Below are 12,379 nucleotides of genomic sequence, written 5' to 3'. Positions count from 1 at the left end.
GTTCCGCGCAGCGCTACTCCGCTGCGAGCTGTCGCCGACGTTGCGTGTTGCGGGTGCGGGTCCGGACGGCGGCGCCGACGAGCACGGCCGGGATCGCGATGAGCGCCGCCGTGCTCGTCAGGTACAGCACGCCGGACCAGATCGTGTGCGCGGCGCCGTCGGTCGGCCACGAGTCGGCGACGTCCATGCCGAGCCAGAAGCCCGACTGGAACGTCGCGAGTGCGCCCGCAGCGAGGATGCCGAGGTGCAGCACCGCGATCGTCGTCGTCGGCAGCCGCGACGCGAGTCCGACGACCGCTGCGGTGAGCGCCAGTCCCACGCCGATGCCTGCGACGACGAGCACGCCGACGACGTCCTGCGCCACGTCGTTGCCCACGTCCACCCGCGCGTAGATCTGCTCGAGCGAGCGCCCCGGCACCGCGCCGAGCGGGTCGAGCACGAGCGCGTTCACGGCCAGCAGTGCCGCGTAGGCCGCGACGACCACCACCCCGACGACGGCGACGACGATGCGGGCACGGCCCCCGGTGTTCCCCATGCGGCGAGGCTAGCGACGGGTCTGACCGGCACGCGTCCACCGACCGGATGACCCGCGGAATGGGCTGCCGCACCCGGTGGTTATCATCGGGGTACTCACCAAGGGAGCCATCATGGTCGACGTCCATCGCGTCAAACTCCCCGGAGTCGGCGTGCTGCACAGCTTCTACACCGACGACGGTGGCAAGTGCGGTGTCATCACGCACCGGTCGGGGCACTCCGACCTCATCTCGTTCGCCGACGTCTCCGACGGCGCGGACAAGTCGGAGAAGGTCTCGCTCCGCCTGAGCGAGGACGAGGCGCACACCCTCGCCGAACTGCTCGGCGGTACCCGGATCACCGAGGGCCTCGACAAGCTCGACGAGATCCCCGGCCTGTCGATCGACTGGTTCAGCGTCGACTACGAGGACGCCATCGCCGGCAAGCCCCTCGGCGACCTGCACGACTCGGGCTTCATCGGCCTGACCGTCGTCGCCGTGGTCCGCGGCGACAGCGCCAACCCCGCTCCCTCGCCGGACTTCGTCGTGTTCCCCGGTGACACCATCGTCGTCGCCGGCGCTCCCGAGAAGGTCGCCAAGGCGTTCTCCTTCTACCGCAGCGGACAGCTGGCGGCGGCTGCCGCCGAGGCGCCGCCCGGGAGCTGACCCGTGCATCTCGGCGGCGAACTGCTCACCATCGGTGTGCTCTTCGTCATCGCCTACGTGCTCGGGCGCCTGGGCAAGACGATCGGTCTGCCCGCCATCCCGATCTACATGGTGGTCGGGCTCATCGCGAGCCCGCACACCCCGTGGATCGGCCTCAACGTCGAGTCGCACACGATCGAGCTCATCGCGACCTTCGGGCTCATCCTCCTGCTCTTCAACCTCGGGCTGGAGTTCGACCAGGAGGAGTTCTACGGCAACGCCGGGAAGCTCCTGGTCTCCGGCGGCACGTACGTCGCCATCAACATGGGCGTCGGGTTCGCCTTCGGGTTCTCGCTCGGCTGGGGCACGCGAGAGGCCCTGATCATCGCGGGCATGACGGCCACGTCGTCGAGTGCGATCGTCACGAAGCTGCTCATCGAGCTGCGGCGCCTGGCGAACGACGAGACCCCGATGATCCTGGGCGTCACCGTCATCGAGGACGTCTTCATCGCCATCTACCTGGCGATCGTCTCCGTGGTGCTCTCCGGCGACACGAACCTCTGGGCCGTGGTCGGCAAGCTCGCGCTCGCGTTCGGCTTCCTCATCGTCATGTTCACGCTCGCCCGGTTCGCCGGCAAGTGGGTGTCGAAGATCTTCGCCACCCGCGACGACGAGCTGTTCACGGTGCTGTTCTTCGGGCTGGCGGTGATGTTCGGCGGCATCGGTGACCTGCTCGGCGTGACCGACGCCATCGGTGCGTTCGTGATCGGCCTGCTCTGCGGTGCGACCCGGTACCGGGACCGTATCGAGCAGCTGGCGCTCCCGATGCGCGACGTGTTCGCGGCGTTCTTCTTCGTGAACTTCGGCCTCGGACTCGACCTGTCGACCTTCGGCGAGGTGCTCTGGCCCGTCCTCGGCGCGATCGGCATGACCATCGTGCTGAACGCCGTCGCCGGGCAGCTCGTCGCCCGCATGAACGGCTTCAACGTCCAGCAGGGGATCAACACCGCGGTGATCCTGGTCAACCGTGGCGAGTTCGCGCTGATCCTCGCGACGCTCTCGGCTGCCGCCGGCCTGGAGGCGCGGATCACCGCCTTCGCGGGCCTCTACGTCCTCGTGATGGCCGTCCTGGGTCCGCTGCTCGCCGTCAACTCGGACCGGATCGGCCGCCTCGTGGTGCGTCCCGCCCGGGTGGCGCGGCTGCGCCAGCGCCTGCGCGACCGGCTCGGCCGCGGTACGGGCCGTTCGGGTCCGGACGGCGCGACGGGTGCTGCCGGCGCTGCCGGCGCTGCCGGTGTCGGGATCCCGGCCGGACCGGCCCTCGACGAGGCGATCGACACCGCCGCCGAGGCCGGCGTCGCCGACCAGGACGCGGCGGCCGCCGCGCGTCGTGCCGAGCGGGACCGCCAGTTCGCCGAGGAGTTCGCCCTCGTGGAGGCTGCGGGCAGGGAAGAGCGCGAGAATGGGTCACCGGAGCCGACGACGAGCGAACCCGTGACATCGCCGGTGGACATCCCTGCCGAGCGCCCGAAGCGCCCGGTCCGCCAGCGCGATCCGGAGTACTGATACAGATGTGGGCCGTAGCCCGACGACCGAGGTGGATCGCACTGCTCCTGCTGGCGCTCGTGCTCGCCGGGACCTTCGCGGGCCTCGGCAAGTGGCAGCTCGAGCGGAGCATCGCGAACGGCAAGCCCCTGCCGGCGACGACCGAGACCCGCAAGGCCCTCGAGGACGTCACCGAGCCCGGCCGTGCGGCGTCGGAGTCCATCGCCGGGCAGCGCATCTCCGTCACGGGCACGTTCGTCGCGGGTGACACGACGATCCTGACCGGGCGGTCCGGCGGCGGCACCTACCAGGCGATCGGACACCTCGTCGACACGGAGACCGGTGCGAGCCTGCCGGTCGTCATCGGCTGGTCCGACCAGCGGCGACAGGCCGAGGCGGGGGGCGAGCGCCTCACCGACGGCCAGGAGCTCACGGTGCAGGGGCGCTACTACCCGGCAGAGTCCCCGGACCAGGACGCCTACAGCAAGGGTGAGTACTCGGCCGTGGCCCCGGCCCGGTTCGTGAACACCTGGAAGGCCTTCGACGACCGGATGTACATCGGGTACGTCGTCGCCGACGGCACCACCGCGAAGGCCGCCGACCTCGGCACCATCGCCGACCGTGCTCCGACGCGCGAGGTCCGCTTCGACTGGCTCAACCTCTTCTACGCGATCGAGTGGGTCGTGTTCGCCGGGTTCGCCGTGTTCCTCTGGTACCGGTTCGTGAAGGACGCCTGGGAGCGCGAGCAGGAGGACGCCCGCGAGGCCGCGGCCGCGGACACCGACGCCGCCGGGAGCCCGGGGGAGCCCGCCGAGCCCGCCCGGTCGCACCGGTAGGATCGACCCATGGCCCTGACCGTCCGCACGCGTGACATCCCGAAGATCCCGGGCGCGGTGAAGTGGTACCGCGTCTCCGCGTACATCACCGGCGTGCTGCTGCTCGCGCTCGTGATCGAGGTCGTCATCAAGTACACGCCGCTGCAGCTCGAGATGCAGCTCGGCAACGGCCCGTTCTTCGTGCCGAACGGCACCGCGGGCGAAGCACCCGGCACGTTCAACCTGTCGATCGCGATCCTCATCGCGCACGGCTGGCTCTACGTGCTGTACCTGTTCACGGACTTCCGCCTGTGGAGCATCATGCGCTGGAGGCCGTCGCGCTTCCTGCTCATCGCCCTCGGCGGCATCATCCCGTTCATGTCCTTCGTGGTGGAGCACCGCATGCAGCAGAAGGCCATGGACACCTACCACGAGCTGACCGCTGCCCAGCAGCGTGAGAAGGAGGCCGCTCGGTGAGCGAGACCGAACAGCGCCCCGTCCTGGTCGTCGACTTCGGCGCGCAGTACGCCCAGCTGATCGCACGGCGCGTGCGTGAGGCGAACGTCTACAGCGAGATCGTCCCGCACTCGATCACGGCGGACGAGGTCCGCGAGAAGGACCCGGCGGCCATCGTGCTCTCCGGTGGTCCGTCGTCCGTGTACGAGGACGGTGCGCCGTCCCTCGACGGTGAGATCCTCGACCTCGGCGTGCCCGTGCTCGGCATCTGCTACGGCTTCCAGGCCATGGCGAAGTCGCTCGGCGGTGAGGTCGCGCACACCGGCCTCCGCGAGTACGGCGCCACCGACGTGACCGTGTCGGGCACCGACAGCGTGCTGCTCGGTGACCAGCCCGAGTCCCAGGTCACGTGGATGTCGCACGGCGACTCCGTGGCGAAGGCGCCGGAGGGCTTCGCGGTCCTCGCGTCGAGCGCCTCGACCCCGGTCGCCGCGTTCGCCTCCGACGAGCGCAAGCTCTACGGCGTGCAGTGGCACCCCGAGGTGAAGCACTCCGCGTACGGCCAGGCCGTGCTCGAGAACTTCCTGCACCGCGCCGCAGGCCTCCCCGGTGACTGGAACTCCGCGAACGTCATCGAGGAGCAGGTCGAGCGGATCCGCGCGCAGGTGGGCTCGGCACGCGTCATCGCCGGGCTCTCGGGCGGTGTCGACTCCGCCGTCGCCGCGGCCCTGGTGCACAGGGCCGTCGGTGACCAGCTCACCTGCGTCTTCGTCGACCACGGGCTCCTGCGCGCCGACGAGCGCAAGCAGGTGGAGGAGGACTACGTCGCCTCGACCGGTGTCCGCCTGGTCACGGTCGACGCCGAGCAGCAGTTCCTCGACGCCCTCGCCGGCGTCAGCGACCCCGAGCAGAAGCGCAAGATCATCGGGCGCGAGTTCATCCGCACGTTCGAGGCGGCGGCCGAGGCCCTCGTGCTCGAGGCGCGCGGCGACGATGATGCCGGAGAGGTCAAGTTCCTCGTCCAGGGCACGCTCTACCCCGACGTGGTCGAGTCCGGCGGCGGATCCGGCACCGCGAACATCAAGTCGCACCACAACGTCGGCGGCCTGCCCGAGGACATGACGTTCGAGCTCGTCGAGCCGCTGCGCACCCTGTTCAAGGACGAGGTGCGAGCCGTCGGCCGCGAGCTCGGGCTGCCCGAGGTCATCGTCGGCCGCCAGCCGTTCCCCGGCCCCGGGCTCGGCATCCGCATCGTCGGCGAGGTCACGAAGGACCGCCTCGAGCTGCTCCGGGCCGCGGACAAGATCGCGCGCGAGGAGCTCACCGCGGCCGGCCTCGACGAGGAGATCTGGCAGTGCCCGGTCGTCCTGCTCGCTGACGTCCGCTCCGTGGGCGTCCAGGGTGACGGTCGTACCTACGGCCACCCGATCGTGCTCCGTCCGGTCTCGTCGGAGGACGCCATGACCGCCGACTGGACGCGCCTGCCGTACGACACCCTGGCGAAGATCTCGAACCGCATCACGAACGAGGTTCCCGACGTGAACCGCGTCGTGCTCGACGTCACGTCGAAGCCGCCGGGGACGATCGAGTGGGAGTGACCACTCCCTGACGCCCCGAGGGCCCGGTACGCACTGCGTGCCGGGCCCTCGCCGCGTCTCCGTGCCGCTCTCAGCCCGTCCGGGTCGCCCGGTTGGTCCGCCCCGGTCGCACGACGTGCCGCCAGCGGACGTGCCGGTCGCACGACATGCCGCTCGTGCGAGAGGTGAGCGGCATGTCGTGCGACGAGAACATGTCGGGGCGGGCGCCGCCCTCCCGACACACGACGAAGGGCCCCGGCGTGTGCCGGGGCCCCTCGTGTCGATCAGGTGCGAGCTACTCGCGGTTGCTCGCCAGGATCGCGAGGATGCGCAGGATCTCGATGTACAGCCACACGAGGGTGACGATGAGACCGAACGCCGCGGTCCAGGCGTAGATGCGGGGAGCGCCGCGCTGGACGCCGGTCTTGATCTGGTCGAAGTCGAGCACCAGCGAGTACGCCGCCATGAGCACCACGAAGATACCGATGATGACGCCCAGCGGGATGCCGAAGATCTCGAAGCTCCGGAGACCGAACGCGGAGTTCGTCACGCCGGTCCACATGAGCACGAGGTTCACGAGCGAGAAGACCAGGTAGCCGACCATCGCGACGAGGAAGAACCGGGTCGCCTTCGGCGTCGCGCGCACCTTGCCGGACGTGAAGAGCAGCAGCGTGACCGCGAAGACACCGAGGGTGCCGAACACGGCCTGCGTGACGATGCCGTCGAACCGGCTGTTGAACATCGCCGAGATGCCGCCGACGAACAGGCCCTCGAAGAACGCGTACGCCAGGACGAGCCCCGGCGACGGCTTCTTCTTGAACGTGTTGACGAGCGCGAGCACGAACCCGACGATCGCGCCGACGATCCAGACGATCGGCGGCAGGTTCCAGCCGGCGACGGCGCCGACGAGGAGCACGCCGAACGCGAGCAGCGTCTTGACGATGGTGTCCTCGTACGACATGCGGTCGGTGTCGACCGGGCTCGCCGTCGGGCGGTCGTACATGTACTGCAGCTGCTCGGGCGTCATGCCGCCCTGCTGCGGGTACTGTCCCTGCTGTGGGGTGCGTCCCCAGCCCGCCTGCTGCTGACCAGCGCCGGCGCCCCAGGCGCCACGGCCCTGGTCGTTGAAGGCGGGGGACTGGTCGAAACCGGGCTTGAAGGCCATGGTGTCCTCTTCCTCGGAGATTTACGTCCTCTCAGCCTAGGGGCGCCCCGTCGCGGAAGGCTGAGGATTCGCGGCGAGCGGAAGCGGGACCCGGTGGTCCCGACACCGGGAGCCTACGGTCGCGGTCTGCGTGGCTGCCCCGAGCTCGTCGTGAGCTGGCCGACCGCCGGACGGGCGCCTGCGGGGCGGTGTCGGGACGTGCCTCCCGGTCGGTCGGTGCCCGCACGTCGTCGGTCGGTGACCGCCGGAGCCGACCGGACCTGCGGGTACAGCCACGAGACCAGCGCGACCGAGACGACCATGAGCAGCAGCCAGGCGACGACCTTCGTCGGCGCGACCGGCTGCCACGCTCCCGCCTGCGCCGGGTAGGACCAGGCGCCGGCCCAGGTCGCGACGTTCTCGGCCAGCCAGATGAACAGCGCGACGAGCGCCATCGCGAGCAGGACCGGCATCCGCAGCGTCGCGCGGTGCACGCGGACGTGCATCGTGGTGCGTGCGAACAGGGCCACGACCAGGGCGAGCAGCACGTACCGCGCGTCCCACACGAAGTGGTGCCCGAAGAAGTTCGCGTAGATGCCCGCCGCGACGAGCACGAGCGACCACTGCCGCGGGTACCGGTCGAAGCGCAGGTCGAACAGCCGCACGACCCGGACCATGTACGACCCGACCGCGCCGTACATGAACCCGGAGAAGAGCGGCACGCCCGCCACCACGAGCCAGCCGTCGCCCGCGTACTCCCACGAGCCGACGTGGGTCTTGAAGACCTCCATCACCGTGCCGACCACGTGGAAGACCATCACCACCCGGAGCTCCCGGACCGTCTCGAGCCCGAACACGAGCATCGCGACCTGGATCGCCGCCGCGGACATCGTGAGGACGTCGTTCCGGGCCCCGGGCGGCACGGTCAGGTGCACCACGACCATCGTCGCGAGGAGCAGCACCCCGAACGTGCACGCCCACGCCTGCTTCGCGCCGAACACCAGGAACTCGGTCAGGGCGAGACGGCCCGGGCGGTGCGGCTGGTGCCCGGCGTCGAGCAGGCGGCGGGCCGCGCGGTCGATGCGGGCCTCGACGGCGGTGGAGAGGTGTCGGACGGTCACGGAGCGACCCTCCGCGGGCGGCCTGGGAACGAGGGGCGACGGCTGAACGGATGTGTCCACAGGCACACCGTGAGGACACCTGCGGGCAGGGTCGAGCGGCTACGGTTCGGCGCATGACCCGTGTGATCGCCCACCGTGGTGCCTCCGGCCACCGACCGGAGCACTCCCGGAGTGCCTACGAACTGGCCGTCGGCCTCGGTGCCGACGCGATCGAGCCGGACCTCGTGCCGACGAAGGACGGCGTGCTCGTGCTGCGGCACGAGAACGAGGTGTCCGGCACGACGGACGTCGCCGACCACCCCGAGTTCGCACACCTGCGCACGACGAAGACCGTCGACGGCCAGAGCGTGACGGGCTGGTTCACCGAGGACTTCACGTGGGACGAGCTGCGGACGCTCCGGGTCCGGGAGCGCCTTCCCCAGCTGCGTCCGGCGTCCGCCGCGCACGACGGGGAGGACGGCGTCCTGCGGCTCGAGGACCTGCTCGGCATCCTCGACGCGGCGCCCCGACCGGTCGGGCTCGTCGCCGAGGTCAAGCACGCGCACTTCTTCGAGCAGGCCGGCTTCCCGATGGCGCAGCTGCTCGACGACACGCTCGGGGACGCCGGGTGGCGCGGCGACGACCGGCTGACGATCGAGTCGTTCGAGAAGACGGTGCTCCGTCAGCTCGGCGCACGGGGGACGGGTGGTCGGCTCGTGTACCTCCAGGAGGCCCGTGGCAGTGCCGCGGACGAGGTCGCCGCCCACGGATCGGCGGCTCCCTCGTGGGCGTCGGAGCGCACGGACGCCGCGCTGGCCGGGTTCGCCGCGGAGTTCCACGGCATCAGCGTCGACGTGAAGACCCTGATGGCGGGGGTCGACAGCGTCGCCGTCGACGACCCGCGCCCGGTCCGGAGCGTCATCGTCGAGCGCGCGCACGCTGCGGGGCTCGCCGTCTACACGTGGACGCTCCGGCCGGAGAACCGGTTCCTGCCGGCGCCACTGCGGCGCGGGGGCGACGTGGCAGCGCACGGCGACTGGGAGCGGTGGTTCACCTCGGTCGTGCGGACCGGGGTGGACGGGGTGTTCGCGGACCACCCGGACCTGGCGGTGCGGGCGCGGTCACTCGTCGACAGCGCCACCGACTGATCCGTCAGCTCCCCGCGTCCACACGCCGCGGAGTCGTCGTCGCCGCACCGCCGCGGTCGCGCGGGCGGTCCGCCAGGTGGCGATCGCAGCAGCGGCCGCAGCCGAGACCGAGATGAGCAGGCGGAAGGCCGGGAGGGGTGCCCACGCGTGCGACCAGTACGTCTCGAGCACCCAGACGCAGAGCGCCGCCAGGCCGCCGGCGAGCAGTGCGTGCGCGACGACGTGCACGCCGCGGCGGGCGGAGATCCGGGCGAGCGCCCACCCGAGTGCGTACGTGCAGGGGAGCGCCACGGCCCCGCCCCCGATCGTCACGAGCCCCGCGACGACGGCGAGGAGGACGATCGTGAGGGCGAGAGCGGGCGGGCCCTCGGGGCTCCCGATGCCGCCGTCGGCGAGGAAGGACCAGCCGGCCCCGACCGTGATCGTCACCGGCGTCGTGAAGAACGACATCCAGACCCAGCTCCGCTCGACGAGCTCGACGGCGTCACCTGCGGTCCACGTCCTCATGCCCGACAGCCTGTCCGCCGTCGGACCCGATCCCGGTCCTGGTGCGTCGCAGTGTGTCCCGCGGCCCACGGACCGCAGCCGCTGCGCCTGTCGGAGGGCGCGCCTAGACTGACCCGGTCATGACGATCGTGCTCGACCCCTTCGACCAGTCCCCCGAGCCGGGCGCGGGCAACCGCCCCGGCGGGTACGACGACCCCTTCACGGCGGGTCTCAACCCCCAGCAGAAGGAAGCCGTCGAGTACCGCGGCGAGTCCCTGCTCATCGTGGCCGGTGCCGGATCGGGCAAGACGAGCGTGCTCACCCGCCGCATCGCCCTGCTGCTGGCGAACCGCGAGGCCTGGCCGTCGCAGATCCTCGCCATCACGTTCACGAACAAGGCCGCCGCCGAGATGCGCGAGCGCGTGCAGGCCCTGGTCGGGCAGGCCGCCGAGGGCATGTGGATCTCGACGTTCCACTCGGCGTGCGTACGGATCCTCCGGCGCGAGGCCGAGCGCTTCGGGTTCCCGCAGTCGTTCACGATCTACGACTCCGCGGACTCCCGTGCGCTCCTCAAGCGGATCATCAAGGAGCTCGAGGCGGACTCCCTCGGGCTGACCGTCGGCGCTGCGGCGTCGAAGATCTCGAAGCTCAAGAACGAGCTGCAGGACGTCGACACCTACGCCCGGAACATCAACGTGAACGACCCGCAGGAGGTCATGTTCACGGAGGTGTTCCGGCGCTACACGAACGAGCTCCGCCGGGCGAACGCCTTCGACTTCGACGACCTGATCGGGCAGACCGTCTTCCTGTTCCGCGCGTTCCCCGAGGTCGCCGCGCTCTACCAGCGCCGCTTCCGGTTCGTCCTGGTCGACGAGTACCAGGACACCAACCACGCGCAGTACGCCCTGATCCGCGAGCTCACCCGCCCGGTGCCCGTCGAGCAGGTCGACAAGCTGGAGGACACCGGACAGCACGTCGCCCGGATGCGCGAGGCCGACGGGTCGATCGCCCCGGCATCGCTCACCGTCGTCGGTGACTCGGACCAGTCGATCTACGCCTTCCGCGGCGCGGACATCCGGAACATCGTCGAGTTCGAGCGGGACTTCCCGAACTCGAAGGTGATCCTGCTCGAGCAGAACTACCGGTCGACGCAGACGATCCTCGACGCTGCGAACGCCGTCATCGCGAACAACTTCGACCGCCAGGCGAAGAACCTGTTCACCGACGTCGGGGCCGGCGACAAGATCGTCGGCTTCACCGGGTACACCGGCCACGACGAGGCGCAGTTCGTCGCCGACGAGATCCAGCGCCTGCACGACGAGGGCACGTCGTACCGGGACATGGCCGTGTTCTACCGGACCAACTCGCAGACACGTGCGCTCGAGGAGATCTTCATCCGCTCGGCGATCCCGTACCGGGTGCTCGGCGGCACGAAGTTCTACGAGCGTGCGGAGATCAAGGACGCCATGGCGTACCTGATCACCGTCGCCAACCCGGCCGATCCGCTGTCGCTCCGGCGCATCCTCAACGTGCCCAAGCGCGGCATCGGTGCCGTGACGGAGACGGCACTGCAGCGCTACGCCGACGAGCACGAGACCTCGATGCGCGACGCCCTGCGGCACGCCGACGAGCTCGGGTTCGGGCCGAAGGTGCGGACCGCGATCACGTCGTTCGCAGCGCTGCTCGACGACGTCGCTTCGCGCGCCGCCACCCAGCCGGTGGTCGACACGCTCACGCAGCTGCTCGACGGCTCCGGGCTGCTCGAGAACCTGCGGAAGTCGCCCGACGCGCAGGACGCGGCGCGTGCGGACAACATCGACGAGCTCGTGGCGGTGACGCGGGAGTTCCAGAAGAACAACCCCGAGGGCACCCTGTCCGACTTCCTGACCGAGGTCTCCCTGGTCGCAGCGGCCGACGAGCTCGACGACTCGTCCGGCACCGTGTCGCTCATGACGCTGCACACGGCGAAGGGGCTGGAGTACGACGCGGTGTTCCTCACCGGCGTCGAGGAAGACCTGCTGCCGCACCGGATGTCCGCGAACGAGCCGGGCGGCCCCGCCGAGGAACGCCGGCTCTTCTACGTCGGCATCACCCGAGCGAAGAAGTCGCTCTTCCTGTCGCTGGCGATGACCCGCGCGCAGTTCGGCGACGTCAACGTGGCGATGCCGTCCCGCTTCCTGCAGGAGATCCCCGAGGGACTGATCGAGTGGAAGCAGTCGCCCGGCATGGCGAACAGCCGTGGGGGGACCGAACCGCGCGCGCTGAACGCCCGTCGCGGTGGCGGTCCGGGTGGCTTCGGCGGTGCCGGCGGGGGCGGCGGTGGCTACCGCGGCGGTGGCGGCTTCGGCGGCGGTTCCTACGACCGTGCGGCCGCGGCGGCGAAGACCCGTCCGAAGACCGAGTGGGCGAACCGGGTGTCCGGGCAGGTCCGGGACAACGGTGACATGGAACTCGTCGCCGGAGACCGCATCAAGCACGTCGACTTCGGCGAGGGCACGGTGTCCGCGGTGACCGGGCAGGGCGCGAAGCGCATCGCCGAGATCGCCTTCGATGCCGCGGGTCGCAAGAAGTTGCTCATCAAGATCGCGCCGATCGAGAAGCTCTGACGGCAGCGGGCGCGGTGGTGCCGGTCGACCCCGGCGGGTCGACCGGCACCCGGTCAGCTCAGCGATCCACGGGGGACCACTTCCCGTCCATCTCCGAGCGCTCCTCGTCGGTCATGGGTCGGACGTCCTCCGTGCCGTCGGCGTTGCGCGAGACCGCGATGCCGCCCGCTCCGGGCTCCTGTGCGGCGGCAGCCGGGGCGCTCGTCGTGCTCGCAGCGGGGTCGGTCGGTGTCGCGGGCGCGGCGTTCGCGACGGACGTCCCGCAGACGAGGGCTGCGCCCAGCGCGCAGGTGGCGACGGCGGTGGCGAGCAGGTGCTTCGAGGTGGTCATGGTTCCTCCTGGGA

At 70.6% G+C, this 12,379-nt stretch carries 12 protein-coding genes; 7 read left to right on the top strand and 5 right to left on the bottom strand.

The annotated features are described in order from the left end of the window. Positions 1-13: 13 nt before the first annotated feature. A complete protein-coding gene (locus tag NI26_RS14650; protein ID WP_066656920.1) occupies positions 14-535 on the bottom strand; it encodes a hypothetical protein in 522 nt (173 codons plus the stop codon). A gap of 112 nt (positions 536-647) precedes the next feature. On the opposite strand from NI26_RS14650, the gene NI26_RS14645 reads away from it, so the two are divergent. From NI26_RS14645 to guaA, 5 genes are read left to right on the top strand one after another with little or no spacing between them, the layout of a single operon-like run. Further along, positions 648-1,178 (top strand): cation:proton antiporter regulatory subunit, encoded by a 531-nt coding sequence (locus tag NI26_RS14645; RefSeq protein ID WP_058728934.1) that lies wholly within the window; start codon positions 648-650, stop codon positions 1,176-1,178. Between the two features lie 3 nt (positions 1,179-1,181). Continuing rightward, positions 1,182-2,723: a cation:proton antiporter gene (locus NI26_RS14640; RefSeq protein ID WP_066656918.1), complete on the top strand. Its 1,542-nt coding sequence runs from the start codon at positions 1,182-1,184 to the stop codon at positions 2,721-2,723. A gap of 5 nt (positions 2,724-2,728) precedes the next feature. After that, positions 2,729-3,538 (top strand): SURF1 family cytochrome oxidase biogenesis protein, encoded by an 810-nt coding sequence (locus NI26_RS14635; protein ID WP_066656915.1) that lies wholly within the window; start codon positions 2,729-2,731, stop codon positions 3,536-3,538. Between the two features lie 9 nt (positions 3,539-3,547). Beyond that, complete coding sequence (locus NI26_RS14630; protein WP_066656914.1) at positions 3,548-3,994, top strand: DUF3817 domain-containing protein; 447 nt, start codon at positions 3,548-3,550, stop codon at positions 3,992-3,994. Beyond that, positions 3,991-5,571 (top strand): glutamine-hydrolyzing GMP synthase, encoded by a 1,581-nt coding sequence (gene guaA / locus NI26_RS14625; RefSeq protein WP_066656912.1) that lies wholly within the window; start codon positions 3,991-3,993, stop codon positions 5,569-5,571. Before NI26_RS14630 ends, guaA begins: the two co-directional genes overlap by 4 nt. Positions 5,572-5,845: 274 nt before the next feature. Here guaA and NI26_RS14620 read toward each other — a convergent pair whose 3' ends face one another. After that, positions 5,846-6,715, bottom strand: a complete 870-nt coding sequence (locus tag NI26_RS14620; RefSeq protein ID WP_066656910.1) for a Bax inhibitor-1/YccA family protein — start codon at positions 6,713-6,715, stop codon at positions 5,846-5,848. 113 nt (positions 6,716-6,828) lie between these two features. Next, positions 6,829-7,815: a DUF817 domain-containing protein gene (locus tag NI26_RS14615; protein WP_081985119.1), complete on the bottom strand. Its 987-nt coding sequence runs from the start codon at positions 7,813-7,815 to the stop codon at positions 6,829-6,831. Positions 7,816-7,928: 113 nt separating this feature from the next. Between NI26_RS14615 and NI26_RS14610 the strand changes: the two genes are divergently transcribed. After that, positions 7,929-8,942: a glycerophosphodiester phosphodiesterase family protein gene (locus NI26_RS14610; protein WP_066656908.1), complete on the top strand. Its 1,014-nt coding sequence runs from the start codon at positions 7,929-7,931 to the stop codon at positions 8,940-8,942. Here the strand turns inward: NI26_RS14610 and NI26_RS14605 are convergent. Continuing rightward, positions 8,916-9,449: a hypothetical protein gene (locus NI26_RS14605; protein ID WP_066656906.1), complete on the bottom strand. Its 534-nt coding sequence runs from the start codon at positions 9,447-9,449 to the stop codon at positions 8,916-8,918. The genes NI26_RS14610 and NI26_RS14605 overlap by 27 nt on opposite strands. 119 nt (positions 9,450-9,568) lie before the next feature. On the opposite strand from NI26_RS14605, the gene NI26_RS14600 reads away from it, so the two are divergent. After that, positions 9,569-12,034 (top strand): ATP-dependent helicase, encoded by a 2,466-nt coding sequence (locus NI26_RS14600; RefSeq protein WP_066656896.1) that lies wholly within the window; start codon positions 9,569-9,571, stop codon positions 12,032-12,034. Between the two features lie 58 nt (positions 12,035-12,092). Here NI26_RS14600 and NI26_RS14595 read toward each other — a convergent pair whose 3' ends face one another. Then, positions 12,093-12,365 (bottom strand): hypothetical protein, encoded by a 273-nt coding sequence (locus tag NI26_RS14595; protein WP_066656894.1) that lies wholly within the window; start codon positions 12,363-12,365, stop codon positions 12,093-12,095. Positions 12,366-12,379 lie beyond the last annotated feature (14 nt).

This window comes from Curtobacterium sp. MR_MD2014 (assembly GCF_000772085.1).
GTDB lineage: Bacteria > Actinomycetota > Actinomycetes > Actinomycetales > Microbacteriaceae > Curtobacterium.
This window is presented reverse-complemented; position numbering and strand designations above follow the sequence as displayed.